The following is a 25056-nucleotide window of genomic DNA, read 5'->3' on the forward strand; positions in this document are numbered from 1 at the left end:
CCATGCCCGCCATGGGTTTTCTGAAAGGTCTACTGATCCGGGTCGGCGCCACGGCGGTGGCCTTCTGGCTGGCGACTCTGGTCATCCCCGGCATCTCTCTCGACACCGAATCGGTCAGCGAGACGGTGCTGACGCTGATTCTCGTGGCGGTCATCTTCGGCGTGGTGAACGGGGTCCTCCAGCCGATCATCAAGACCGTGGGGTGCGGCTTCTACCTGCTCACCCTCGGTTTGATCGCACTGGTGGTCAACGGCCTGCTCTTCCTGCTGACCGGCTGGATCGCCGACCAGGTCGGGCTGCCCTTCGACGTGGACGGCTTCTGGCCGGCCGCCGTACTGGGTGCGCTCTTCGTCGGCATCGTCACCTGGATCCTCGGCGCCGTTCTCGACCGCGACTGACCAAACGCCGGCCGTCACCGCGCGGCCAGCCACCAGGAAACGACCCCGGCAGGTGTCGCTCGTCGCCGAGCGGCACCTGCCGGCTTGGTATCACCCGGGCGCCGCACCGTCCGGGCACGCCATCCGTCCGGCACCACGGCCAGCACGGACGGGGGCCAGCACAGACGGGGGCCAGCACAGACGGGGGCCAGCACAGACGAGGGCCAGCACGGACGGGGGCCAGATTGCCGGATCCGGCTACCGACCCCGGCCGGTGCACGGACTAACGTCGCGGGGGTGTTCACGCTGACCCGCGACGACGGCTACACGATCAGCACCGATCCTGACCGGCTGGATCTGGACCGGGTGCACCACTGGCTCTGCACGGACGCCTACTGGGCGCTGGGACGGGACCGCGAGACGGTGACCCGGGCGTTCGCCGGCTCGATCGGGTTCGGCGTCTACCGGCCGGTCGACGGCCGGCAGGTCGCCGTCGGGCGGGTGATCACCGACCAGGCCACCTTCGGCTACCTGTGCGACGTGTACGTCGACCGGACCGAGCGCGGGCGCGGGTTGGGCACCTGGTTGGCCGGCGCGGTCCGCGACCACCTCACCACGCTGGGCGTACGCCGGATCCTGCTCGCCACCCTCGACGCACACGGGGTCTACCAGAAGATCGGCTTCACTCCGGTGACCGCCGAGCAGTGGATGGAGTTCGACCGCCGTGACCTGGGAGTGAGCCCGCTCACCGGCAAGGATCAGTTGGCCGATCCGGCCCTTACCGTGGAGCCGTGACGCCGCTCCGCCTCGGATACCTCTACGGGCTCGCCGCCTACCTGCTGTGGGGCTTCTTCCCGCTCTACTTCAAGCTGTTGCGCCCGGCCAGCCCGCTGGAGATCCTCGCCCACCGCGTGGTCTGGTCCGTGGCGTTCGTCGCACTCCTGCTCGTCGCGATGCGCAACCTCGGTTTCCTGCGGGCACTGTCGCGTCGACCACGCGCTCTGGCGGGAATCGCCACGGCCGCCGCGCTGATCGCGGTCAACTGGTTCACCTACATCTACGGTGTCAACTCCGACCGGGTGGTGGAGACCGCCCTCGGGTACTTCATCAACCCGCTGGTGGTGGTGCTGCTCGGGGTGGTGGTGCTGGGTGAGCGGTTGCGTCCGGCGCAGTGGCTGGCGCTGGGTGTCGGTGCGCTGGCCGTGGCGGTACTCACCATCGACTACGGACGCCTGCCGTACCTCGCCCTGGCCCTGGCGTTCACCTTCGGCGGGTACAGCCTGGTGAAGAAGCGGCTCGGCCTACCAGCGGCGGAGGGTCTGTTCGTCGAGTCGGCCGTGCTGGCGTTGCCCGCGTTGGCCTTCCTCGGCTGGCTCTCGGTCACCGGTGACGCCACGTTCGGGCAGGTTTCGACGGCGCACACCGGGCTGCTGGTGCTGGCCGGCGCGCTGACCGCCATCCCGCTGCTGCTCTTCGCCGGGGCCGCCAACCGGCTGCCCCTGACCGGGCTGGGCATGCTCCAGTACGTGGCCCCGATCCTGCAACTCGGCTGCGGGGTGCTGATCTTCCACGAGCCGATGCCGCCGGCCCGCCTGGCCGGCTTCGCCCTGGTCTGGCTCGCCCTGATCGTCTTCACCGCCGACGGGCTCCGCCAGGCCCGGCGCACCCGCCGCCAGCCACCGACGGCGGTGTCGCCGGCCGCCGCCAGCTGACCCCCGCTGGTCGACGCCGCTCAGGGCACGTCGTAGGCGAGGACGACGGTGCCGTCGGCCCGGAGAAGTTCCAGCCGGACCAGTTCGGCGTTGGTGAACCGGGTCGCGCCGCTGATGCTCAGGTCGTCACCGGGGGCGGCCAGCCACGAGGCGAGCTGCTCCTGTGACCCGTCGGCCGCATGCGCCACCAGCCGGAACGCGATGGCCTTGCCGTAGCCGGTCCGCTCGTCGTAGCCACAGTTCATGGTGACCTCGGTGCCCCAGTTGGTGCCGGTGAGCCCGATTTCGGCGTGCAGCGGCACGGACCCCGCCACCGGGCGCATCTCCACCATCCGCACCTGGGCGACCGGCACGTTCGTGTCCTGCACGGGCAGCATCGTGGCCGTGCCGAAGCCGACGACGAGGGCGAACGCGGCGGCGGCCAGACCGATGACCGCGTACCGAAGGCGGTTCGCCTGCCGCTCGCGGCGCCGACGCTCCCGCGCGGCGCTGAGCAGCTCGGGCACCCGGGGGTTCTCCGGCGGCGGCAGGAACTGCTCCAGGCTGGCCGGATCCAACCGGCCGAGCAGGCCGGGCAGCACGGCGATCTCCGAGACGGACTGTTGGCAGGCGGGGCAGTCGACGAGATGGCGTTCGTACGCCACCCGATCGGCGGGCGAGAGGGCACCCAGCACGTACGCGCCATCGTCGTACGCGAAGTCGCACCGGCTCATCCAGTCACCCCCATCTCGGCAAGGACCAACCGTAGTGACCGCAGAGCGTAGTGGGTTCGGGACTTCACCGTCCCCGGCGGAACGCCGAGCCGGGACGCCGCCTCGGAGACCGATCGCCCCTGGTAGAAGCACTCGACCAACACGTCGCGGTGGGACGGGCTGAGCCGGTTGAGGGCCTCGGCGACCGTCCACGCCTCGACGGCACGTTCGGTCTCGTCGACCACCTCCGGCGGTTCGGGCAGTTCGTCGGTGTAGATCTCACCGACCCGGGTCGACCGGCGCCGCCAGGCGTCGATGGCCAGATTCCGCGCGGTGGTGAAAAGCCAGGCCCGCACCGAGCCGCGCCGGGGGTCGAGCGACTCCGGGTGGCGCCAGGCCCGGAGCAACGTCTCCTGCACCAGGTCCTCGGCGCGCTGGCGGTCGCCGTTGACCAGCCGCAACGCGTGCGCGTACAGCGCGTCGGCATGCTCGTCATGCAGAGCACGCAGCAGGTGGGCGTCGTGGTCGCTGATGGTCCTCTCCTCGCTCTCGGCGCGAGCGGGCTCGGCGTTACGACCGGTGATACGTGCGGTCACGCCAAACGGTTCAGTCCCAGCTCAAACCTGGGATTCCCAGAGCGGAGTTCATCGCTGGTTCACATCGCGGCCGACCCGCGCTCACCGCGTCCCCCTAGCGTCCGGCGAGTACGCGCCGGTGAGCTGCACCGGTGTGCACCGACTCCCAGGAGGCTCCTCCCCATGAGCGACCGTCCCCGGCTGCTGCCGCTGCTGGGCACTCCCCGCCACGGCAGCCGTGACGCCATGACCTGCCTGTACCGCTGCGGTAACGCCTGCGACCACCCGGTTCCCAACACCTCCGACAACACCTACTTCGGTGATCTGGTGAACGCCGAGGTCTCCCGGCGCGGTGTGGTCCGCGCCGGTGCGGTCGGCGCGATGGTGCTCGGCTTCGGCGGCGCGCTGGCCGGCACCGGCGCCGCCGCCTCGGCGGCGCCGAACTCGCCGGTGCTCCCCGAGGCCACCACGTTCCCCGCTGGCGGCAAGGGCGTCGGCAACGGCGCGCTGACCTTCAAGCCCATCCCGCCGAACACGTTGGACACCTTCGTGGTGCCCAACGGCTACGACCACGCGGTGGTGATCCGCTGGGGTGACCCGGTGGTGCCGGGTGCGCCCGCCTTCAACCTGGGTAAGCAGACCGCCGCCGCGCAGGCCAAGCAGTTCGGCTACAACAACGACTACGTCGGGGTGCTGCCGTTGGACAAGGGCGGCAAGCGGGCGCTGCTCGTGGTCAACCACGAGTACACCAACGAGGACCTGATGTTCCCCGGGTTCACCAGCCAGGACGCGCTCAGCGTCGAGCAGGTGAAGGTGGCGATGGCCGCGCACGGCATGTCCGTGGTGGAGATCGAGCGGGTGGCCGGCACCGGGCAGTGGCGGGTGGTCGGCTCGGGTCGCCGCCCGTACAACCGGCGGGTCGACGCGCTGAGCAGCACCTTCGAGCTGACCGGTCCGGCCGCCGGCTCGTCCTTCGTGAAGACCGCCGCAGACCCGAAGGGCCGCACGGTCATCGGTACGCTGAACAACTGCGCCGGTGGGGTGACGCCGTGGGGCACCGTGCTCTCCGGCGAGGAGAACTTCAACCAGTACTTCGTCGGCGGCGACGCCGCGCCCGAGGCGGACAAGCCCCGACTGACGCGCTACGGCATCAGCACCACCGCCCGCTACCCGAGTGGCAGCCGCAAGTGGGACCGCGCCGCCGACCGGTTCGACCTCGGTAAGCACCCCAACGAGGCCAACCGGCACGGCTGGATCGTGGAGATCGACCCGTACGACCCGGACAGCCGCCCGCGCAAGCACACCGCGCTGGGCCGGTTCAAGCACGAGGGCGCCAACGTCATCGTGGCCCGCAGCGGGCACGTGGTCGCCTACATGGGCGACGACGAGCGCTTCGACTACCTCTACAAGTTCGTCTCCGACAAGAAGTTCATGAAGGGTGACTCCTGGGTCGCCCGCAAGCACAACCTGACCCTGCTGGAGTCCGGCACCCTCTACGTCGCCCAGCTCGGCCAGACCAGCGCCGACGAGATCGACGGCTCCGGCAAGCTGCCCAGCGACGGTGCGTTCGACGGCAAGGGCCGCTGGATCAAGCTGGTCAGCGGCAACCGGTCGTACGTGGACGGGATGACCGCCGCCGAGGTGCTCACCTTCACCCGGTTCGCCGGGGACAAGGTCGGCGCGACCAAGATGGACCGTCCGGAGGACGTGGAGCCGAGCCTGCACACCGGCAAGGTGTACGTGGCGCTGACCAACAACTCCAACCGTGGGGTCGGCAGCAACCCGAAGCCGGACGAGGCCAACCCGCGTACCGCCAACCGGCACGGCCAGATCCTGGAGCTGGTCGAGGACCGGGGGGACAACACCGCCGAGACGTTCGCCTGGTCGCTGCCGATCGTCTGTGGCGATCCGGCGGACCCGGCCACCTACTTCGCCGGGTACGACAAGACGAAGGTCTCGCCGATCTCCTGCCCGGACAACGTGGCCTTCGACGCCACCGGCAACCTCTGGATCTCCACCGACGGCAACGCGCTGGGCAGCAACGACGGGCTGTTCGCCACGGCGACGGAGGGACCGGAACGCGGTCACCTCAAGCAGTTCCTGACCGTCCCGTACGGCGCGGAGACCTGTGGCCCGTTCATCACCGGCGACAACCGCTCGCTTTTCGTCGCCGTGCAGCACCCGGGCGAGATCACCGGTGCCACGGTCGAGAACCCGGCCTCCACCTGGCCGGACGGCGACTACGCCAAGCCCGGCGTGGTGGTCACCTGGCGGCTGGACGGCGGACCGGTCGGCAGCTGACCGGAGCTCCGGCGCCCGCGCCGGGCGCCCCACGACGGCCCTCTTCCCACCAGGAAGGGGGCCGTCTCGCTGAGCCGCTGAACCTCAGGCGCCGCCGACGTCGCCACCACGCCGCTCGGCGGCCTCAGCGGCGCCACCACGCCGCTCGGCGGTGTCAGCTCTCGGTGGCGAGGCTGTCGGCGATCGCGCGGGCGGCGGCGAGCAGTTTCGTCCGGACCACCCGGGCGGAGGTCATCATCTCGCTGGCCGGCAACGCGCAGGCCAGCACCGTCCGTCGTTCCATGTCCTTGTCCGGGCTGATCAGCACCGCCGCACACGCCACACCCTGCCGGAACTGGCCCAGCTCCAGTTGCATGCCACGGCGCTCACCGGCAGCCAGATCGGCCTCGAACGCCTCAGGGGTACCCAGGGTGGCGCTGGTGAACGGGCGCATGCCGTACTCGCGCAGGTAGCGGTGGCGTTGTTCGGCGGTGAGCGTGGCGAGCAGGGCCTTGCCGAGAGCGGTCGCGTGCGCGCCCTCGTCGAACCCCGGCACGAGATCCTCCAGATAGGGCGAACGGTGTCCCTCCGCCACGGCGGTGACGGCCACCTGTCCACCCACGAACCGGCCGAGGTAGTGGCTCCAGCCGGTCTCCAGCGCGACCCGGCGCAGCGTCTCGCCGACCGCCGGGGAGCCCCGGAACGCGGCGACCAGCTCGCGATAGCGGTCGGCCACCTCCAGCCCGACGATGTACGTGCCATCCTCCCGGCGGATCACGTAGCCCTCGTACGCGAGAGTGCGGACCAGGTGGTACGTGGTGGCCACTGTCAGCTCACAACGTCGGGCGATCTGTTTCACCGTCAGCCCACGCGGGGCACGACCGACCGACTCGAGCACTCGAAGTGCGCGGGAGACGCTCCGGATCAGATCCGAAGGCTCCGCCAGGGGGTCACGCACAACCACCTCCGCCACCAGGGACTTACACCATATGAAAAACCGGCCCGAGACGAAATGCCTGTTCGGCTGGATGCTCCGGGGACACGGCATACGTGACGTGATCTCGGCCGCACTTTGAGTCGCGATGCCGTGGCTCGAATAGGTTGATCTCACCATGACCAACTCCGCCCCGCCCCTCGACCCGGTGGCCGGCACCAGGCCGGTCCGCGCCAGCGCCGTGGCCGTCGCCGTCACCATCAGCTGCGTCCTACCGGTCTTCCTGGTCGGTGGTCTCGCCGTACAGATGCGCGAGGAGTTGGACTTCTCACCCGCCGGCCTCGGGCTGGTCGTGGCGGTCTACTTCGGGATCGGCGCGCTCGCCTCCGTACCCTCGGGGGCCCTGGTCGAGCGGTGGGGCGGCGCCGTGGTGGCCCGCATCGGCATCCTGATCTCCGCCGGCTGCCTGCTCGCCGTGGCGGTGCTGGCCCGGTCCTACCCGGTGCTACTCGGCCTGCTCGCGGTGGCCGGCACGGCGAACGCGCTCGGCCAACTGTCCAGCAACGTGCTGCTCGCCCGGCATGTGCCGGTCCGGCGGCAGGGCCTGTCGTTCGGCATCAAGCAGGCCGCCATCCCGATCTCCACGCTGCTGGCCGGCGCGGCGGTGCCCACCCTCGCCCTCACCGTCGGCTGGCGCTGGGCGTTCGTGGCCGCCGCCGGTGCCGCACTGGCCACACTGCTGGCCGTACCCGCGCAGGGTCCCCAACCGGCCCGCCGGCCGACGGGCCGGGCCGGCAGCGGGACGCTGGCGCTGGTGGTGGTCGGCGTCGCCGCGACACTCGCCGCCGGGGCCGCGAACGCGCTGGGCACCTTCGTGGTGGACGCCTCCGTCGACCGGGGACTCGCACCGGCACTGGCCGGGCTGACCCTGACCCTCGGCAGCGCGGCCTGCATCGCGGCCCGGATCGGCTTCGGCTGGCTGGCCGACCGGCGCTCCGGCGGGCACGTCACCGTGATCGCCGGCATGCTGGCCGCGGGGGCGATCGGGCTGGGCCTGCTCGCGATGGCCGGCTCGGGTCCGCTGATGGTCGGCGTACTGCTCGGCTTCGGCCTGGGCTGGTCGTGGCCCGGCCTGATGAACTTCGCGGTGGTCCAACTACACCCGCAGGCACCGGCCGCCGCCACCTCGATCACCCAGACCGGGGTGTACGCCGGCGGCTGCCTCGGCCCGCTCACCCTCGGCCCACTGGCCGCCGCGGCCGGCTACCCCACGATGTGGCTCACCGCAGCCGCCGCCATGCTCGCCGCCGCCGCCCTCATGCTCACCGCCACCCGGCTACTCGCCGCCCACCGCGTTGCGCATCCGGTGGGCGGGCGCTGACCCGATCAGCCCGGCGTCTGGAGCGCGCTCAGCTGGTGCGGTCGGCGATGTGGTCGCAGAGCGATTCGAGCGCCCGGCGGGAGGGAGTGTCCGGCAGCGGGGCGAGTTGGCTGCGCGCGTCCTCGGCGTAGCTGCGCACGGTCTCACGGGCGCGCTTGAGCGCCGGAGACTCGCGTAGCAGGCCGAGCGCCTCGGCGTGCAGGGCGTCGTCGGTCAGCGGCCCGGTGGCCAGGATCTCCCGCAGCCGGACCGAGGCGACGTCGGTGTCGTCCGCCGCACGGGCATAGAGGACCGGCAGAGTCGGTACGCCCTCGCGCAGGTCGGTGCCGGGCGTCTTGCCCGACTCGGCGGACTCGCTGGCGATGTCGAGCAGGTCGTCGGAGAGCTGGAACGCCACCCCGATGGTCTCGCCGTAACCGGCCAACGCCGCCACCTGCTCCGGCGAGGCCCCACTGAACAGGGCACCGAAGTGGGCGCTGGTGGCGATCAGCGAACCGGTCTTCTCCGCGATCACCCGCAGGTAGTGGGCCACCGGGTCGTCGTCGGCCCGAGGCCCGACGGTCTCGGCGATCTGACCGTGCACCAGCCGGGCGAAGGTGCGCGCCTGAAGGCGTACCGCCTCGGGGCCCAGCTCGGCGGCGACGTCCGCGGCCCGCGCGAAGAGGTAGTCACCGACCAGGATGGCCACCGAGTTGGTCCAGCGGGAGTTGGCGCTCGGGGCACCCCGGCGCACCGGCGCCTCGTCCATCACGTCGTCGTGGTACAGCGTGGCCAGGTGGGTCAGCTCCACCACCACCGCAGCCGACACGATCTCGGCCCGACCCGGGTCACCGAACTGGGCGCCCAGCGCCACCAGCAGCGGCCGGAAGCGCTTGCCGCCGGCCTCCGTCAGATGCCGGGCAGCCTCGGTCACGAAGGGATCGGCGCTGGCAACGGTCTCCCGCAGCTCAGCCTCGACGGCCCCCAGCACACCCAGCACGGACTCCTCCGTGCCGGAGTCGGCGAGATGAAGGCCGAGCGCGCCGAACTGACCCGCGCCAAGCCGGTCCCGGCGGCCACCGGAGCCGGTGACACCTGAACGCTCGCCACCCCTAATCACCACGACTCCACCATGCCACACGGCCTCTACCTGCACCGGACCGGGGATACGCGGCGAGGGCCGGCCCACAGTCGCGGGCCGGCCCTCGCAGGCAGAGGCTGTTGCTACCGCACGAAGTCGGCAGCACCATTGGCCAGGTCCAGCAGTGGTGCCGGTGCGACACCGAGCACCAGGGTGGCGATCACTCCGATCACCAGGGCCGCCGAAGTCAGCCCACCGGGCACGGTGACCGTCGGAGTCGCGTCGCCCGGCTCGGACAGCCACATCATCACCACGACCCGCAGGTACGGGAAGGCCAACACCATGCTGGTCAGCACGCCGGCGATCACCAGCCACGCCTGCCCGCCGTCCAGGGCCGGCGCGAAGACCGCGAACTTGCTGGTGAAGCCGCTGGTCAGCGGGATACCGGCGAAGGCCAGCAGGATGAAGGTGAACACCGAGGCGTACAGCGGCGAACGCCGGCCCAGCCCGGCCCACCGGGACAGGTGGGTGGCCTCGCCGTCGGCGTCCCGCACCAGGGTCACCACCGCGAACGCGGCCAGCACCGCGAAGCCGTACGCGACGAGGTAGAACATGGTGCCGGAGAGCCCGTCGCGGCCCGGTGCCAGCACGCCGACCAGCAGGTAGCCGGCGTTGGCGATGGACGAGTACGCCAACAGCCGCTTGATGTCGGTCTGGGTCACCGCGAACACCGCGCCGATCAGCATGGTGAGCACCGCCACCACACCGAGCACCGGGGTGAAGTCCCAGCGCGCACCCTCGAAGGCGACGTGGAACACCCGCAGCAGGGCACCGAACGCGGCCACCTTCGTGCAGGCCGCCATGAAACCGGTCACCGGCGTCGGCGCACCCTGGTAGACATCGGGCGTCCAGACGTGGAACGGCGCCGCAGCCGCCTTGAACAGCAGACCGATCGACACCAGCGCCATGCCGGCGAAGAGCAGCACCGGGCTCTGCGTCGAGTTGGCCACCGCCGAGTGGATGGTGGCGAAGTCGACGCCGGCCGGACGGTCGCCGAGGCCCCCGGTGAAGCCGTAGATCAGCGCCAGGCCGAACAGGAAGAAGGCCGAGGCGTACGCGCCGAGCAGGAAGTACTTCATCGCCGCCTCCTGGCTCAGCAGCCGCCGGCGGCGGGCCAGCGCGCAGAGCAGGTAGAGCGGCAGTGAGAAGACCTCAAGGGCGATGAACATGGTCAGCAGGTCGTTCGCCGAGACGAACACCAGCATGCCGCCGACCGCGAAGGTGACCAGCGGATAGACCTCACCGGCACCGCCGGCGCGCTCCGCCTGCCGGCGGTCGTCCGGAGAGTCGGCGGTGATGGCGGCCTGGGCGACGAACGCACCACCCCGCTCGATCGCCCGCTCACCGATCAGCAGCAACGCCACCGCCGACAGGACCAGGATCGCGCCCTGGAGGAACAGCGTCGGCCCGTCGATGGCGATCACCCCGATGGTGATCAGCCGCTTGTCGAGGTTGAGCACCACCATGGTCAGCGCCGCGAGCACCGCCAGCAACGCCAGCGGCAACTGGATGGGGTGCCGCAGGCGGCGAGGCACGAACGCCTCGACCAGCACCCCGACCACCGCCGCACCCATCATGATCAGGATCGGTGCGAGTGCCGCGTAGTCGATCGGCGGCAGTTCAAACTCGTTCACCGGACCAACCTTCCGTTCGCGACTGCGGGGCTCGCAAGCTCACTCCTCGCGCTCACCGGTACCAGCCTTTCGTTCGCGACTGCGGGGCTCGCAAGCTCACTCCTCGCGCTCACCGGCCAGCCTCCTGCACGGTGTCTACCGACGGAGCCGGGTCGGTCCGGCCGACGTCCTCCATGGTCGCCTGGATGGCGGGGTTGATCACGTCCGTGACCGGCTTGGGATAGAAGCCGAGCAGCACGATCAGCGCGATCAGCGGCGCCACCACGAACTTCTCGCGGAGGTTGAGGTCCCGCTTCATCCCGTCGATCTCGGTGAGCGCCGGGTTGAGCGTGCCCTGCGTGGTGCGCTGCACCATCCAGAGCACGTACGCCGCCGCCAGGATGATGCCCAGCGTGGCGATCACCGCGACCGGCTTGTTCACCGTGAACGTGCCGATCAGCACCAGGAACTCGGAGACGAACGGCGCGGTACCGGGCAGCGCCAGCGAGGCGAGACCGGCGAAGAAGAGCACCCCGGCCAGCACCGGGACCAGCTTGCCGGCACCACCGAAGTCGCTGACCAGCGCCGAGCCCCGGCGGGCGATCAGCATGCCCACCACCAGGAAGAGCAGGCCGGTGGCCAGCCCGTGGTTGACCATGTAGAGCACCGCACCCGTACCGGCCTGGGTGGTGAAGGCGAAGATACCCACGCCGATGAAGCCGAAGTGGGCGATCGACGTGTACGACACCAGCCGCTTGAGGTCGTTCTGGCCGACCGCCAGCAGCGCGGCGTAGATGATGCCGATCACCGCGATGGCCAACGCCCACGGCGCGAACCACTGGGCCGCCTCCGGGAACAGCGGCAGGCAGTAACGCAGGATGCCGAAGGTACCCACCTTGTCCAGCACACCGACGAGCAGCGCGGCGGCACCGGCGGGCGCCGCACCACCGGCATCCGGCAGCCAGGTGTGGAAGGGGAAGAACGGCGCCTTGATCGCGAAGGCGATGAAGAAGCCGAGGAACAGCCAGCGCTCCGCGCCGGTGGAGATGTCCACCTCGGACAGCGCCACCCAGTCGAAGGTCTTGCCGCCGACCACCCAGAGGCCGATCACCGCGGCCAGCATGAACAGACCGCCGACCAGCGAGTAGAGGAAGAACTTGACCGCCGCGTACTGCCGCTGGTGGCCGCCGTAGCTGCCGATCAGGAAGTACATCGGCACCAGCATGACCTCGAAGAACACGTAGAACAGGAAGATGTCGGCGGCGGCGAAGACGCCGATCATCGTGCATTCGAGGACGAGCAGCAGCGCGAAGTAGGCCGGCACCGAGCGCTTCGAGGACTCCGCGTCGTGCCAGGAGGCCAGGATCACCAGCGGCACCAGCACCGCGATCAGCATCAGCATGACCAGCGCGATGCCGTCGGCGGCGAAGGTGAAGTTGACGCCCCAGTTGGGAATCCACGGGTAGGACTCGTGGAACTGGAAGCGCTGGCCGTCGACCTGCCAGGTCACCCACATGACCACCGACAGGGCAAGCACCAGCAGTGACCAGCCGAACGCGACCTGCTTGGCCAGCGTCGGCCGACTGCGCGGCAGGAGGGCGACCACCACTGCGCCGACCAGCGGCGCCACGGTGAGCACCGAGAGGAACGGGAAGTCGGACATTATGCGGCCTTACCTCCGTGGTCGATGCGCGGTCCGCCGGCGACGGCCGCCTGGGAGAGTGTCGGGAAAGCCGCGCGGTTCCCCGACCCCGGAAGGTCGATCACGCCAACCACCCCGCCTGTACGGCCAGGAAAGCGGCCACCACCAGCAACGCGCCGGTCAGGATCGAGGTGGCGTACGACCGGACGAAGCCGGTCTGCAACCGCCGAAGTCGACCGGAGCCGCCGCCGACACCGGCAGCCAGACCGTTGACCAGCCCGTCGATGCCCCGGTTGTCCAGGTAGACCAGTGCCCGGGTGAGGAAGATGCCCGGCTTCTCGAACACCGCCTCGTTGACCGTGTCGCTGTAGAGGTTCTTCCGGGCGGCGGTGACCACCACGCCGGCCGGCTGCGGCTCGATTGCGGTGCCGTTGCGGAACAGGTACCAGCCGAGCACCGCGCCGAGCACGGTGACGCCCTGCGCCAGGAAGAAGATCGCCAGGTGCGGCAGGACCGTGTGGTGTTCCTCGGTGGCGGCGAGGCCGGCGGTGGCGGTCAGCCAGTCCGGTACGGAGGTGGCCAGCAGTGCACCGCCACCCAGCGAGCCGACGGCCAGCAGGATCAGCGGGATGGTCATCAGCGGCGGGGACTCGTGCGGGTGCTCGATGTCCGTGGTCCAGCGCTTCGGACCGTGGAAGGTGAGCACGAAGAGCCGGGTCATGTAGAACGCGGTGAGCCCGGCACCGAGTACGGCGGCGCCACCGAAGAGCCACGCCGTCCAGCCCTCCCGGGCGAACGCCGCCTCCACGATCGGCTCCTTCGAGAAGTAGCCGGAGAACGGGATGATGCCGATGATCGCCACCCAGCCGGCCGCGAAGGTCAACCAGGTGATCTTCATGTACTTCGAGAGGCCGCCGAAGCGCCGGATGTCCACCTGGTCCTTCATGCCGTGCATGACCGAGCCGGCGCCGAGGAACATGTTGGCCTTGAAGAAGCCGTGCGCCAGCAGGTGCACGATGGCCAGCGCGTACGCCGCGCCACCCAGGCCGACACCGAGGAACATGTAGCCGATCTGGCTCACCGTCGACCAGGCCAGTACCCGCTTGATGTCGTCCTTGGCGCAGCCGATGATCGCGCCCATCAGCAGGGTCAGCGCGCCGACGCTCACCACCACCAGCTGGAGCGTGGTGTTGGCCGAGAAGATGATGTTCGACCGGGCGATCAGGTAGACGCCCGCGGTGACCATCGTGGCGGCGTGGATCAGCGCCGACACCGGGGTCGGGCCCTCCATCGCGTCCGGCAACCACGCCTGGAGCGGGAACTGGCCGGACTTGCCCGCCGCGCCGAGCAGCAGGAGCAGGCCGAGCACCAGCACGGTGCCGCCGGCCAGCGCACCCACCCCGTTGAACACCTCGTCGTACTGGGTGGTGCCCAGGGTGGCGAACATGATGAAGATGGCGATGGCCAGGCCGGCGTCGCCGACCCGGTTCATCAGGAACGCCTTCTTGCCGGCGGTGGCCGCGGCCGGCCGGGTGTTCCAGAAGGAGATCAGCAGGTACGACGCCAGACCGACGCCCTCCCAGCCGAAGTAGAGCATCACGTAGTTGTTGCCGAGGACCAGCAGCAGCATGGCCGCGACGAACAGGTTGAAGTAGGCGAAGAACCGCCGACGACCCGGGTCGTGCGCCATGTACTCGACCGCGTACAGGTGGATCAGGAAACCCACGCCGGTGATCAGCAGGACGAAGACCCCGGCCAGCGGGTCGAACAGCAGGCCGAAGTCGACGTGCAGGCCACCGACCGCGATGAAGTCCCAGAGGCTCAGCTGGACCGACTTGTTCTCCAGGCCACGCAGGCCGAGGAAGTAGGTCAGACCGAGCACGAACGCGGCGCCGACGGCGGCGACTCCGAGCCAGTGTCCCCAACGGTCGGCCCGCCGGCCGAGCAGCAGCAGCACCGCCGCACTGAGCAGCGGGATCGCCACCAGCAGCCAGACGCTGCTCAGCAGCCCGTCGGCCGTCGCGTACGAGACCGTCTCGGCCGGAGCAGCCTGGGCGTACGTCAAGATTTCGTCCACCGGTGGGCCCCTCTAGTACTTCAACAGGTTGGCGTCGTCGACGCTGGCGGAGCGCCGGGTGCGGAAGATCGCCATGATGATGGCCAACCCGACCACGACCTCGGCCGCCGCCACCACCATCACGAAGAACGCCATGATCTGGCCGTTGAGGTCACCGTTCATCCGGCTGAAGGTGACCAGCGCCAGGTTGGCCGCGTTGAGCATCAGCTCGACACACATGAACAGCACGATCGCGTTGCGCCGGATCAGCACCCCGGCCGCGCCGATGGTGAACAGCACCGCGGCGAGGACGAGGTAGTAGTTCGGCTCGACCGAGAAGAAGTCACTCATTTCTCAGTGCCCTTCAGCGTGGTCTCCTCGGCGGTCAGTTCACGGACCGGGAGGATGTCCGGCGTGCTCCGGTCGCTCAGCCGACCGTCCGGCAGGCGGGCCGGGGTGGCGACCGACGAGGAGGTGGCGAAGACGCCCGGGCCGGGCTTCGGGCCGGGGTAGTTGCCGGGCGCGAAGCGGGCCTTCATCGTGGCGACCTGGTCGCGCTTGTCCTCCTTGCGCCGCTCGACGTGCGCCAGGATCATGCCGCCGATGGTGGCGGTGATCAGCAGCGCCGCGGTGAGCTCGAACGCGAAGACGTAGTCGGTGAAGAGCAGCTGGGCGATGCCCTGGACGTTGCCGCCCGCGTTGGCCTGCTCCAGCCCGACCGGGGTGCTGTCCTGCGTGGCCCGGTACACCCCGCTGCCGAGCAGCACGGCGAAACCGACGCCCAGCCCGATCGCGGCGATCCGCTGGCCGCGCAGCACCTCGATCAGCGAGTCGGCGGCGTCGCGGCCTACCAGCATCAGCACGAACAGGAAGAGCATCATGATCGCGCCGGTGTAGACGATGATCTGCACCATGCCGATGAACGGCCCGGCCTGGAGCACGTAGAACACGCCCAGGCTGAGCATGGTGAGCACCAGCCAGAGCGCCGAGTGCACCGCGTTGCGCGCCGCGACCATGCCGATCGCGCCGGCCAGCGCGAGCGGGGCGAGGATCCAGAAGGTCACCGCCTCGCCGCCGGAGACCGCGCCCGAAGCGAGCACCGTCGACGTGATCATGCCGTCTCTCCCTTTTCGGCCGCAGCCCGCTGGGCGGCCTGCTCGGCGCCGGGGAAGGTCACGCCCGGGTGCTCGTCCACCTGGTAGCGGCCCGGACCCATCGGCGAGCGCTCGGCCCCGGCCGAGGTACCCGGGTTGGTCAGGCTGCCGACGTAGTAGTCCTTCTCGCTGTCACCCAGGCGCATCGGGTGCGGCGGCTGCTCCATCCCCGGCAGCAGCGGCGCCAGCAGCTGCTCCTTGGTGAAGATCAGGTCCTGCCGGTTGTCCCGGGCCAGCTCGTACTCGTTGCTCATGGTCAGCGAGCGGGTCGGGCAGGCCTCGATGCACAGTCCGCAGAAGATGCACCGGGCGTAGTTGATCTGGTACGTGCTGGCGTACCGCTCGCCCGGCGAGAAGCGCTGCTCGTCGGTGTTGTCGCCACCCTCGACGTAGATCGCGTCCGCCGGGCAGGCCCAGGCGCACAGCTCACAGCCGATGCACTTCTCCAGCCCGTCCGGGTGCCGGTTCAGGATGTGCCGGCCGTGGTAACGGGGGGCCGGCGTCGGCGGCTTGAACGGGTAGTCGGTGGTGACGACCTTCCTGAACATGTGCGAGAAGGTGACCCCGAAGCCCTTGAACGTTCCGGTAATCGCGCCCACGTCACACCTCCTGAGAGTCCTGGCCGGCGGGAGCGTTGGCCGGCTCCCGCTCGGCGACCATGCGCCGGGTGCGCGGGCTCGGTGGTACCTGAAGGTCCAGCGGTGGCAGCGGGAAGCTGCCCTGCGGCCGGTTCTCGACCTGCTCGACGAGGGTCGGCTTCGGCTGCGGCTTGCGGCTCGGCCAGAACAGTGCGGCGATGAGTCCGATACCGCCGACGATCCCGAGTACCACCAGCCGGTCGTTGCGCTCCCAGTCCTGCGCCTTCAGCCAGGTGGCGAGAACGACGATCCAGACCAGGCTGACCGGGATGAGCACCTTCCAGCCGAGGCGCATGAGCTGGTCGTAGCGCAGCCGGGGCAGCGTTCCGCGCAGCCAGACGAAGACGAAGACCAGCAGGATGACCTTGCCGAAGAACCAGAGCAGCGGCCACCAGCCGGAGTTGGCGCCCGACCAGAGGCTGATCGGCCACGGCGCGTACCAGCCGCCGAGGAAGAGCGTCACGGTGAACGCCGACATGGTCACCATCGCGACGTACTCGCTGAGCATGATCAGCGCGAACTTCAGCGAGCTGTACTCGGTCATGAAGCCGGCCACCAGCTCCGACTCCGCCTCGGGCAGGTCGAAGGGCGGCCGGTTGGTCTCGCCGACGATGGAGATGAAGAAGACCACGAAGCTCGGGAAGAGCAGCACCGCGTACCAGCCCGGGCCCTGGATGTCGGCGCCGAACAGGTTGAACGTGATGCCCTGGCCCTGTGCGGCCACGATCTCGCTGGTGGACATCGTGCCGGCGAGCATGAAGACCGCCACGATCGACAGCCCCAGCGCCACCTCGTACGAGATCAGCTGGGCGCTGGAGCGCAGCCCGCCGAGCAGCGGGTAGGTCGAGCCGGAGGCCCAGCCGGCGAGCACGATGCCGTACACCGCCATCGACGAGAGCGCGAGCACCACCAGCACCGCCACCGGCACGTCGGTGACCTGCAACGGCGTCTGGTGACCGAAGACGCTCACCATCGGGCCGAACGGGATCACCGACAGCGCGGTGACCGCACAGATCACCGAGATGGCCGGGGCGAAGAAGTAGATGACCTTGTCCGCCGACTTCGGGAGGATGTCCTCCTTGAAGGCCATCTTCAGGCCGTCGGCGAGGGTCTGCAGCAGACCGAACGGGCCGAGCTGGTTCGGACCGGGCCGCACCTGCATGAAGCCGACGACCCGCCGCTCGAACCAGACGCCGAGCAGCGTGCCGAGCAGGGCGACGACGAAGGCGAAGACGATCTTGCCGAGGATCAGCCACCACGGGTCGTGGCCGAAGTCGGTCAGCGACGGGGCCTGAGCCATTGGGTTCATGCGACACCCCCGGAGGAGTTGAGGAGCGGGCCCGGACGGCCGGCCGCGTCGGCGGCGACCGGCTCGGTCGCGCCCGGAGCGGAGATCCGCACCACCGCGCCGGAGGTCGCGCCCAGGCTGCGCCGCACGGTCGAGCCGGGCGAGTTGGTGGGCAGCCAGACCACCCCGTCCGGCATCTCGGTGATCGCCGCCGGCAGGGTCAACGCCCCCCGGTCGGTGCCCACCGTCACCGGGTCGCCGTCGGCGACACCGAGCGCCTCGGCGGTGCCCTTGCCCAGCCGCACCACCGGCGGACGGGCGGTGCCGCCCAGGTACTCGTCACCGTCGGTGAGACTGCCCAGGTCGATCAGCTGGTGCCAGGTCGCCAGGACCGCCTCGCCGGCAGCCGGCTGCGGCACCGGACCCGGCGCGACCGACGGGGCCGCCGGCCGCGTCATCCTGGTCGGCGGCAGCCCGCCCAGCTCGCGTCGCACGCTCAGCACGTCCCCGGTGCCCAACCGCACGTCCAACTGGGCGGCGATCGCGTCGAGCACCCGACCGTCGGTCATCGCGGCGGTGTTCAACACCGCGTCGAACGGACGCAGCCGGCCCTCCCAGTCCAGGAAGCTGCCGGCCTTCTCGACCACCGGCGCGACCGGCAGGACGACGTCCGCCCGGCGGGTCACCGCGCTGGCCCGCAGCTCCAGGCTGACCAGGAACGGCACCGCGTCCAGGGCCTGCTCGGCCAGGCGCGGGTCGGCCAGGTCGGCCGGGTCGACGCCGGCCACCACCAGCGCGCCGAGCTGGCCCGCGGCGGCGGCGGCGAGGATGCCGTCGGTGTCCCGGCCGGCCTGGCTCGGAATCACCCCGGCCGGGATGTCCCACGCCTCGCCCAGTTCGGCGCGGGCGGTCGGCTCGGTGACCAGACGCCCGCCGGGCAGCAGGTTGGGCAGGCAGCCGGCGTCGACAGCGCCACGGTCACCGGCGCGCCGGGGCACCCAGGCCAGCTTCGCGCCGGTACGCGCGGCCACCTCGGCGGCGGCGGCGAGACCACCCGGCACGGTGGCCAGTCGCTCGCCCACGATCAGGATCGCGCCCTCGGCGCTGAGCGCCTCGGTGACCGTCGCGTGCTCGGCGAGCACGCCCGCCTCCTCGCCCGGCACCACCCGGGCCAGCTTGGCCCCGAGCTTCTCCAGGCCACGGGTGGCGAACGGGGCGATCGCGTACACCTTCAGCTTGTTCTTCAGGTACGCCTTGCGCAGCCGCAGGAAGAGGATCGGGCACTCCTCCTCCGGCTCCAGGCCGACCAGCACCACGGCCGGGGCGTTCTCGACGTCGGTGTAGGTGACGTCGGTGCTGCCGGCGACGGTGCTGGCCAGGAAGTCGGCCTCCTCGCGGGAGAGCGGCCGGGCCCGGAAGTCGATGTCGTTGGTGTGCAGCGCGACCCGGGCGAACTTGGCGTACGCGTAGGCGTCCTCGACGGTCAGCCGGCCGCCGGTGAGCACCGCCGAACCCTGACCACCGTCGCGCGCGGCGCGCAGCCCCTCGGCGGCGACCCGCAGCGCCTCGCTCCAGGACGCCTCGCGCAGCTCACCGGTCTCCTGGTCGCGTACCAGCGGGGTGGTGAGCCGGTCGGCGGCCCGGGCGTACTGGAAGCCCCAGCGGCCCTTGTCGCAGTTCCACTCCTCGTTGACCTGCGGGTCGTCGCCGGCCAGCCGGCGCAGCACCTTGCCCCGGCGCCAGTCGGTGCGCTGGGCGCAGCCGGCCGAGCAGTGCTCGCAGACGCTCGGGCTGGAGACCAGGTCGAACGGGCGGGCGCGGAACCGGTACTGGCTGCCGGTCAGCGCGCCGACCGGGCAGATCTGCACGGTGTTGCCGGAGAAGTACGAGTTGAACGGGACGTCCCCCTCGTCGCCCTCCTCGCCGTACGCCTCGTCCCGATAGATGTTGATCTCTTCGGCGGAGGAGCGGTTCATCAGGTCGATGAACTTGTCGCCGGCGATCTCCTCGGAGAACCGGGTGCAGCGCTGGCAGAGCACGCACCGCTCGCGGTCGAGCAACACCTGGGTGCTGATCGGCAGCGGCTTCGGGTACTCCCGCTTGTGCTCGTGGAACCGGGAGTCGCTGCGACCGGTCGACATGGCCTGGTTCTGCAACGGGCACTCGCCGCCCTTGTCGCACATCGGGCAGTCGAGCGGATGGTTCACCAGCAGCAGCTCCATGATGCCCTCCTGCGCCTTCTGGGCGACCGGAGAGGTGAGCTGGGTACGGACCACCATGCCCTCGGCCACCGTCTGGGTGCAGGAGGCGACGGGCTTGCGCTGCCCCTCCACCTCCACCAGGCACTGCCGGCAGGCGCCGGCCGGGGCCAGCAACGGGTGGTCGCAGAACCGGGGGATCTCGGTGCCGATCTGCTCGGCCACCCGGATCAGCAGCGCCCCCTTGGGGGCGGTGACCTCGACACCGTCGATGGTGAGAGTGACCGTCTCGGTGGACTTGGCAACGTCCGTCATTAGTGGGCTCCCACCAACTGCTTGTCGGACAACTTCGGCGCGGTCCGTCCCTCGATGTAGTCGAGGTAGTCCTGCTTGAAGTACTTCAGCGACGAGGTCACCGGGCTGGTGGCACCGTCACCCAGGCCGCAGAACGAACGGCCGAGGATGTTGTCGCAGGTGTCCAGGAGGGTGTCCAGGTCGGCCTGGGTGCCCTGGCCGGCGAGGATGCGCCGGTAGACCCGGACCATCCAGTAGTTGCCCTCCCGGCACGGGGTGCACTTGCCGCACGACTCGTGGTGGTAGAACTCCAGCCACCGGTAGGTCGCGTAGACCGGGCAGTCCTGGTCGGAGAAGATCTGGGTGGCCGTGGTGCCGAGGATCGACCCGGCTGCGGCCACACCCTCGAAGTCCAGGGGCACGTCCAGGTGCTCGGCGGTGAGCAGCGGGGTCGACGAGCCGCCCGGGGTCCAGAACTTCAGGTTGTGCCCCGGCTGCATCCCGCCGGCCAGCTCGATCAGCTCGCGCAGCGTGATGCCGAGGCCGCACTCGTACTGGCCGGGGTTGGCGATCCGACCGGAGAGCGAGTAGATCATCGGGCCGGCGGACTTCTCCGTGCCCATGGACTTCCACCAGTTGGCGCCAGCGAGCACGATGTACGGCACGCTGGCGATGGTGCCGACGTTGTTGACCACGGTGGGGCTGGCGTACAGGCCGTGGGTGGCCGGGAACGGCGGGCGCAACCGGGGCTGCCCACGGAAGCCCTCCAGCGAGTCGAGCAGCGCGGTTTCCTCGCCGCAGATGTACGCCCCGGCGCCGGAGTGCACCACCAGTTCCAGGTCGAAGCCGCTGCCCAGGATGTTCTTGCCGAGGTAGCCCTTGGCCTTCGCCTCCTGCACGGCGTTGCGCAGCCGGCGGGCGGCGTGCACCGCCTCGCCCCGGATGTAGATGTAGGCCCGGTTGGCCCGGATCGCGTAGGACGCGATGATCACGCCTTCGACCAGCGAGTGCGGGTCGTGCGTCATCAGCGGCAGGTCCTTGCAGGTGCCCGGCTCGCCCTCGTCGGCGTTCACCACGAGGTAGTGCGGCTTGCCGTCGCCCTGCGGGATGAAGCCCCACTTGAGACCGGTGGGGAAGCCGGCGCCACCGCGACCGCGCAGCCCGGAGTCCTTGATCAGTTGGATCAGGTCGTCCGGGTGGGCCTTGAGCGCCTTGCGCAGCGCCGCGTACCCGTCCAGCTTCTCGTAGGTGCCGAGCCGCCAGGCGTCGGGCGACAGCCAGCGCTTGGTCAGCACCGGCGTCAGCTTGGCCAGGGTCTCCGGCCGAGGCGTGGTCACTTCTGAGCCCCCTTGTCGTTCGCGGAGCCACGGCCGGTGGACTCCGCTTCGCTGAGGTTGCGCTCCTGCGCCTCGGCGTCGTCGCCGGCCGGCTTGGCGTCACTGGCCGGCTTGTTGGCCGCCGCGCCGGCGGCCTGCGCCGCCTGGGCGTCGCGCGGCCCGGGCGCCGTACCGTCGGTCGGAACCTTGGTGCCGGGAGCGTCCGGCACCGCGGTCTTGGCGTCCGGCTGGCGGGTCTCGGCGGTACGCACCTGCGGCGACTTGCGGTCGGGGGCGGGTACGTCGGGCGCGGTGCTCCCGGTCGGCGCCGCCTTCGGCGGGGTCGCCGGAGCCGGCTTGTCGCCGGCCTGGGCGCTGCGGATCGGGGCGTTCGGGTCGAAGCCCGGTGCCGAGATGCCGTGCTCCTGGGCAAGCCGCAGGCCGCGCAGCGAGGGCTCGCCCGGCACGCCGTCGGCGACCGCGCCCTCGCGCTCGTCGGCGAACCCGGCGAGCTGGACCGACATCTCCTTGAGCGTGCAGAGCCGGGCGCCCCGGCTCGGCGTGGGTCGGCCACCGGCACGCAGCTCGTCGACCAGACCCACCGCGGTCTGCGGGTCGACACCGTCGAAGAAGTCGTAGTTGACGGTCATCACCGGGCCGTAGTCGCAGGCCGCCAGGCACTCGGCGTGCTCCAGGGTGACCTTGCCGTCGGTGGTGGTCTCGTCGTGCCCGACGCCCAGGTGCTCGGCGAGGGTGTCGTAGACCTCCTGGCCACCGAGCACGTTGCACATGGTGTTCGTGCAGACGCTCACCAGCCAGTCACCGGTGGGCCGGCGCTTGTACATGGTGTAGAAGCTGGCGACCGCGCCGACCTGGGCCTTGTTCAGGCCGAGCACCTCGGCGCAGAACGCCACGCCGGCCGGGGAGACGTAACCCTCCTCGGACTGCACCAGGTGCAGCAGCGGCAACAGGGCCGAGCGCGACCGGTCGGCCGGGTAGCGGGCGATGATCTCCCGCGCCCTGGTCCGGGTCTCGTCAGTGAAAACAGTCACCGGTCACAACCTCCCATGACGGGGTCCAGCGAGGCGCCGCCGGCGATCACGTCGGCGATCAGGCCACCCTCGGCCATCGCCGGCAGGGCCTGGAGGTTGACGAAGCTGGGCTCCCGGTAGTGCACCCGGTACGGCCGGGTGCCACCGTCGGAGACCGCGTGCACGCCCAGCTCGCCGCGGGGCGCCTCGATGGCCACGTACACCTGGCCCGGCGGCACCCGGAAGCCCTCCGTCACCAGCTTGAAGTGGTGGATCAGGGACTCCATCGACTGCCCCATGATCTTGGCGACGTGCTCCAGCGAGTTGCCCATGCCGTCGACGCCGATGGCCAGCTGTGCCGGCCAGGCGATCTTCTTGTCGGCCACCATCACCGGGCCGGGCTTGAGCTTGTCGAGAGCCTGCTCAACGAGCTTGAGCGACTCCCGCATCTCGGCCATCCGGACCAGGTAGCGGCCCCAGACGTCGCCGTCGGGGTGGGTCGGCACGTCGAACTCGTAGTCCTCGTAGCCGCAGTACGGCATCGTCTTGCGCAGGTCCCAGGCCAGCCCGGCCGAGCGCAGCACCGGCCCGGTGACGCCGAGCGCCACGCAGCCGGTCACGTCGAGCACCGCGACGTTCTGCGTCCGCTCCAGCCAGATCGGTTGGCCGGAGAGCAGGTCCTCGTACTCCTTGAGCCGCTTCGGCATCATCTTGAGGAACTCGCGGATCTTGACGATCGCCTCGTCCGGTACGTCCTGGGCGACGCCGCCCGGCCGGACGTACGCGTGGTTCATCCGCAGGCCGGTGATCAGCTCGAAGATCTCCAGGATGTACTCACGCTCGCGGAAGCCGTAGAGCATGATCGAGATGGCGCCCAGCTCCATGCCGGTGGTGGCCACCCAGACCAGGTGCGAGGAGATCCGGTTCAGCTCCATCATGAGCACCCGGATGGTGTTGGCCCGCTCGGTCACCTCGTCGGTGATCCCGAGCAGCTTCTCCACCGCGAGCGAGTACGCCGTCTCGTTGAAGATCGGCGCGAGGTAGTCCATCCGGGTCACGAAGGTCGAACCCTGGACCCAGTTGCGGTACTCCAGGTTCTTCTCGATGCCGGTGTGCAGGTAGCCGATGACCGAGCGGGCCTCGCGGACCGTCTCGCCCTCCAGCTCCAGGACCAACCGGAGCACGCCGTGCGTGGACGGGTGCTGCGGACCCATGTTGACGACGATCCGACCCTCGTTGATCGGGTCGACACCCGACACCACGTCGTCCCAGTCCCCACCGGTGACGGTGAAGACCCGGCCCTCGGTGGTCTCACGCTCGGTGGCGTAATTCGACGCGCTCATTGGTACGACCTCCGCTTGTCGGGCGGCGGGATCTCGGCGCCCTTGTACTCCACGGGCACGCCGCCGAGGGGGTAGTCCTTACGCTGCGGGTGACCCTCCCAGTCGTCCGGCATGAGGATCCGGGTCAGCGCCGGGTGACCGTCGAAGACGACGCCGAACATGTCGTACGCCTCGCGCTCCTGCCAGTCGGCCGTCGGGTAGACGGCGGTGACACTCGGCAGGTGTGGCTCCTCGGCGGAGACGGCGGCCTCCAGCCGGACCCGCCGCCGGTAGGTCATCGAGGTGAGCTGGTAGACCACGTGCAGCCGGCGCTCGTCGGTGCCCAGGTAGTCCACCCCGGAGACCGAGGAGCACAGCTCGAAGCGCAGCGCCGGGTCGTCCCGCATCACCTGGCAGACCTCGGCGATGCGCTCCGGCCGGATGTGCAGGGTCAGCTCGCCCCGGTCGACCACCACGTGCTCGATCGCCTCGCCGAAGGCCGGGTACGCCTCCTCCAGCGCGTCGCGCACCTCGTCGAAGTAGCCACCGTACGGTCGGGGCGAGTCCTCGATCGCGTGCTGCGGCCGGACCAGACCACCGAAGCCGGAGACGTCACCGGTGCCCTGGTTGCCGAACATGCCCCGACCGGCCGGCGCGGCCGGCGGGAACTCGGCGGGAGCACCGCTGGTGGCCCCGGCCGGCGTCACCGGAACAGGTACGCCGCCGGTGCTCGGCTTGGAGTCAGTCACTTGATCCCCCGGTACGGCTGGAGGTGGTTCTGGGCCTTCATCCAGTTCTCGATCCGCAGCTGCTCCTCGCGACCCTCGCGGACAGCCTTCGTCCACTCGGCCCGCCGGGCCTTGTCGTTGCGGTACGACGAGGGCATCGAGCCGTACGGCACCACCGGCACGTCACCGCGCGCCTCGCGGGCGGCCAGCATCTTGCGACCGTTCGCGCCGAGCGGCTCGTGGCCGATCTTCTCGCGCAGCTTGAGGATCGCGTCGATGAGCATCTCCGGCCGGGGCGGGCAGCCCGGCAGGTACATGTCGACCGGCACGACGTGGTCGACGCCCTGCACGATGGCGTAGTTGTTGAACATGCCGCCGCTGCTGGCGCAGACGCCCATCGAGAGCACCCAGCGGGGCTCGGCCATCTGGTCGTAGATCTGGCGCAGCACCGGGGCCATCTTCTGACTCACCCGGCCCGCGACGATCATCAGGTCGGCCTGCCGGGGCGAGGCCCGGAAGACCTCCATGCCCCAGCGGCCCATGTCGTAGTGCGGCCCACCGGCGGCCATCATCTCGATCGCGCAGCAGGCCAGGCCGAACGTGGCGCCCCAGACCGAGGACTTGCGCGACCAGTTGACCAGCTTCTCCACCGAGGTGAGCAGGACACCGGCGGGAAGTTTCTCCTCGATACCCATCTGGGTTCCT

General features: G+C 70.3%; 22 protein-coding genes. 5 read left to right on the plus strand and 17 right to left on the minus strand.

The genetic code is table 11. The features are described 5' to 3' along the window. Nucleotides 1-11: 11 nt before the first annotated feature. The 3 genes from E0H26_RS23410 (at nucleotide 12) to rarD (ending at nucleotide 2089) form a co-directional block, all read left to right on the plus strand. Nucleotides 12-398: a phage holin family protein gene (locus E0H26_RS23410; protein ID WP_131307269.1), complete on the plus strand. Its 387-nt coding sequence runs from the start codon at nucleotides 12-14 to the stop codon at nucleotides 396-398. Nucleotides 399-674: 276 nt separating this feature from the next. Then, complete coding sequence (locus E0H26_RS23415) at nucleotides 675-1172, plus strand: GNAT family N-acetyltransferase (protein WP_131307271.1); 498 nt, start codon at nucleotides 675-677, stop codon at nucleotides 1170-1172. After that, a complete protein-coding gene (gene rarD / locus E0H26_RS23420) occupies nucleotides 1169-2089 on the plus strand; it encodes an EamA family transporter RarD (RefSeq protein WP_131307273.1) in 921 nt (306 codons plus the stop codon). The genes E0H26_RS23415 and rarD overlap by 4 nt, the downstream gene beginning before the upstream one ends. Before the next feature lie 20 nt (nucleotides 2090-2109). Here rarD and E0H26_RS23425 read toward each other — a convergent pair whose 3' ends face one another. Both E0H26_RS23425 and E0H26_RS23430 read right to left on the minus strand, forming a co-directional pair. Beyond that, the gene (locus tag E0H26_RS23425) at nucleotides 2110-2802 is read right to left on the minus strand and encodes an anti-sigma factor family protein (protein ID WP_131307275.1); all 693 of its coding nucleotides are present in this window, start codon (nucleotides 2800-2802) and stop codon (nucleotides 2110-2112) included. Continuing rightward, on the minus strand, nucleotides 2799-3293 hold the full coding sequence (locus tag E0H26_RS23430) for a sigma-70 family RNA polymerase sigma factor (RefSeq protein ID WP_232510732.1): 495 nt from the start codon (nucleotides 3291-3293) through the stop codon (nucleotides 2799-2801). The genes E0H26_RS23425 and E0H26_RS23430 overlap by 4 nt, the downstream gene beginning before the upstream one ends. Before the next feature lie 246 nt (nucleotides 3294-3539). Between E0H26_RS23430 and E0H26_RS23435 the strand changes: the two genes are divergently transcribed. Further along, entirely contained in the window at nucleotides 3540-5657 is a 2118-nt protein-coding gene (locus tag E0H26_RS23435; protein WP_131307276.1) for a PhoX family protein, read from the plus strand. A 154-nt stretch (nucleotides 5658-5811) separates the two neighbouring features. Here the strand turns inward: E0H26_RS23435 and E0H26_RS23440 are convergent, their stop codons facing one another. Next, on the minus strand, nucleotides 5812-6594 hold the full coding sequence (locus E0H26_RS23440) for an IclR family transcriptional regulator (protein WP_131307278.1): 783 nt from the start codon (nucleotides 6592-6594) through the stop codon (nucleotides 5812-5814). A gap of 154 nt (nucleotides 6595-6748) precedes the next feature. Here E0H26_RS23440 and E0H26_RS23445 point away from each other — a divergent pair, with 154 nt between their 5' ends. Further along, complete coding sequence (locus E0H26_RS23445; protein ID WP_131307280.1) at nucleotides 6749-7951, plus strand: MFS transporter; 1203 nt, start codon at nucleotides 6749-6751, stop codon at nucleotides 7949-7951. 28 nt (nucleotides 7952-7979) lie between these two features. Here E0H26_RS23445 and E0H26_RS23450 read toward each other — a convergent pair whose 3' ends face one another. The 14 genes from E0H26_RS23450 to E0H26_RS23515 all read right to left on the minus strand — a co-directional run bounded on the left by E0H26_RS23450 (nucleotide 7980) and on the right by E0H26_RS23515 (nucleotide 25046). Further along, nucleotides 7980-9047: a polyprenyl synthetase family protein gene (locus E0H26_RS23450; RefSeq protein WP_131307386.1), complete on the minus strand. Its 1068-nt coding sequence runs from the start codon at nucleotides 9045-9047 to the stop codon at nucleotides 7980-7982. 107 nt (nucleotides 9048-9154) lie between these two features. Further along, on the minus strand, nucleotides 9155-10705 hold the full coding sequence (nuoN, locus tag E0H26_RS23455) for an NADH-quinone oxidoreductase subunit NuoN (RefSeq protein WP_131307282.1): 1551 nt from the start codon (nucleotides 10703-10705) through the stop codon (nucleotides 9155-9157). A 109-nt stretch (nucleotides 10706-10814) separates the two neighbouring features. After that, nucleotides 10815-12347: an NADH-quinone oxidoreductase subunit M gene (locus E0H26_RS23460; RefSeq protein ID WP_131307284.1), complete on the minus strand. Its 1533-nt coding sequence runs from the start codon at nucleotides 12345-12347 to the stop codon at nucleotides 10815-10817. Between the two features lie 100 nt (nucleotides 12348-12447). Continuing rightward, nucleotides 12448-14403: an NADH-quinone oxidoreductase subunit L gene (gene nuoL / locus E0H26_RS23465; protein ID WP_131307286.1), complete on the minus strand. Its 1956-nt coding sequence runs from the start codon at nucleotides 14401-14403 to the stop codon at nucleotides 12448-12450. Nucleotides 14404-14415: 12 nt separating this feature from the next. Then, complete coding sequence (gene nuoK, locus E0H26_RS23470) at nucleotides 14416-14733, minus strand: NADH-quinone oxidoreductase subunit NuoK (protein ID WP_131307288.1); 318 nt, start codon at nucleotides 14731-14733, stop codon at nucleotides 14416-14418. Then, nucleotides 14730-15497, minus strand: a complete 768-nt coding sequence (locus tag E0H26_RS23475; protein WP_131307290.1) for an NADH-quinone oxidoreductase subunit J — start codon at nucleotides 15495-15497, stop codon at nucleotides 14730-14732. The genes nuoK and E0H26_RS23475 overlap by 4 nt, the downstream gene beginning before the upstream one ends. Further along, the gene (nuoI, locus tag E0H26_RS23480) at nucleotides 15494-16135 is read right to left on the minus strand and encodes an NADH-quinone oxidoreductase subunit NuoI (protein WP_131307292.1); all 642 of its coding nucleotides are present in this window, start codon (nucleotides 16133-16135) and stop codon (nucleotides 15494-15496) included. The genes E0H26_RS23475 and nuoI overlap by 4 nt, the downstream gene beginning before the upstream one ends. 1 nt (nucleotide 16136) lies before the next feature. After that, nucleotides 16137-17483: an NADH-quinone oxidoreductase subunit NuoH gene (gene nuoH / locus E0H26_RS23485; RefSeq protein WP_131307294.1), complete on the minus strand. Its 1347-nt coding sequence runs from the start codon at nucleotides 17481-17483 to the stop codon at nucleotides 16137-16139. Continuing rightward, nucleotides 17480-19975, minus strand: a complete 2496-nt coding sequence (locus tag E0H26_RS23490) for an NADH-quinone oxidoreductase subunit G (RefSeq protein WP_131307297.1) — start codon at nucleotides 19973-19975, stop codon at nucleotides 17480-17482. Before E0H26_RS23490 ends, nuoH begins: the two co-directional genes overlap by 4 nt. Further along, the gene (gene nuoF, locus E0H26_RS23495; protein WP_131307299.1) at nucleotides 19975-21291 is read right to left on the minus strand and encodes an NADH-quinone oxidoreductase subunit NuoF; all 1317 of its coding nucleotides are present in this window, start codon (nucleotides 21289-21291) and stop codon (nucleotides 19975-19977) included. Before nuoF ends, E0H26_RS23490 begins: the two co-directional genes overlap by 1 nt. Beyond that, complete coding sequence (gene nuoE / locus E0H26_RS23500; RefSeq protein ID WP_131307301.1) at nucleotides 21288-22322, minus strand: NADH-quinone oxidoreductase subunit NuoE; 1035 nt, start codon at nucleotides 22320-22322, stop codon at nucleotides 21288-21290. The genes nuoF and nuoE overlap by 4 nt, the downstream gene beginning before the upstream one ends. Further along, nucleotides 22319-23644 carry an NADH-quinone oxidoreductase subunit D gene (locus E0H26_RS23505; RefSeq protein WP_131307303.1) on the minus strand — a complete coding sequence of 442 codons (1326 nt, stop codon included), beginning with the start codon at nucleotides 23642-23644 and terminating at the stop codon, nucleotides 22319-22321. The genes nuoE and E0H26_RS23505 overlap by 4 nt, the downstream gene beginning before the upstream one ends. Then, a complete protein-coding gene (locus tag E0H26_RS23510) occupies nucleotides 23641-24372 on the minus strand; it encodes an NADH-quinone oxidoreductase subunit C (RefSeq protein WP_131307305.1) in 732 nt (243 codons plus the stop codon). Before E0H26_RS23510 ends, E0H26_RS23505 begins: the two co-directional genes overlap by 4 nt. Continuing rightward, nucleotides 24369-25046 (minus strand): NuoB/complex I 20 kDa subunit family protein, encoded by a 678-nt coding sequence (locus E0H26_RS23515; RefSeq protein WP_131307307.1) that lies wholly within the window; start codon nucleotides 25044-25046, stop codon nucleotides 24369-24371. Before E0H26_RS23515 ends, E0H26_RS23510 begins: the two co-directional genes overlap by 4 nt. Nucleotides 25047-25056 lie beyond the last annotated feature (10 nt).

It is taken from the genome of Micromonospora zingiberis, from assembly GCF_004331455.1.
In the GTDB taxonomy this organism is placed as follows: domain Bacteria; phylum Actinomycetota; class Actinomycetes; order Mycobacteriales; family Micromonosporaceae; genus Micromonospora; species Micromonospora zingiberis.

What these genes read in the sequence shown, in the direction of transcription:
- E0H26_RS23410 (WP_131307269.1), top strand. Translation starts at nt 12, where the DNA reads ATGGGTTTTCTGAAAGGTCTACTGATCCGGGTCGGCGCCACGGCGGTG.
- E0H26_RS23425 (WP_131307275.1), bottom strand. Translation starts at nt 2,802, where the DNA reads ATGAGCCGGTGCGACTTCGCGTACGACGATGGCGCGTACGTGCTGGGT.
- E0H26_RS23435 (WP_131307276.1), top strand. Translation starts at nt 3,540, where the DNA reads ATGAGCGACCGTCCCCGGCTGCTGCCGCTGCTGGGCACTCCCCGCCAC.
- E0H26_RS23445 (WP_131307280.1), top strand. Translation starts at nt 6,749, where the DNA reads ATGACCAACTCCGCCCCGCCCCTCGACCCGGTGGCCGGCACCAGGCCG.
- E0H26_RS23460 (WP_131307284.1), bottom strand. Translation starts at nt 12,347, where the DNA reads ATGTCCGACTTCCCGTTCCTCTCGGTGCTCACCGTGGCGCCGCTGGTC.
- nuoK (WP_131307288.1), bottom strand. Translation starts at nt 14,733, where the DNA reads ATGAGTGACTTCTTCTCGGTCGAGCCGAACTACTACCTCGTCCTCGCC.
- E0H26_RS23475 (WP_131307290.1), bottom strand. Translation starts at nt 15,497, where the DNA reads ATGATCACGTCGACGGTGCTCGCTTCGGGCGCGGTCTCCGGCGGCGAG.
- nuoH (WP_131307294.1), bottom strand. Translation starts at nt 17,483, where the DNA reads ATGAACCCAATGGCTCAGGCCCCGTCGCTGACCGACTTCGGCCACGAC.
- E0H26_RS23490 (WP_131307297.1), bottom strand. Translation starts at nt 19,975, where the DNA reads ATGACGGACGTTGCCAAGTCCACCGAGACGGTCACTCTCACCATCGAC.
- E0H26_RS23505 (WP_131307303.1), bottom strand. Translation starts at nt 23,644, where the DNA reads ATGAGCGCGTCGAATTACGCCACCGAGCGTGAGACCACCGAGGGCCGG.
- E0H26_RS23515 (WP_131307307.1), bottom strand. Translation starts at nt 25,046, where the DNA reads ATGGGTATCGAGGAGAAACTTCCCGCCGGTGTCCTGCTCACCTCGGTG.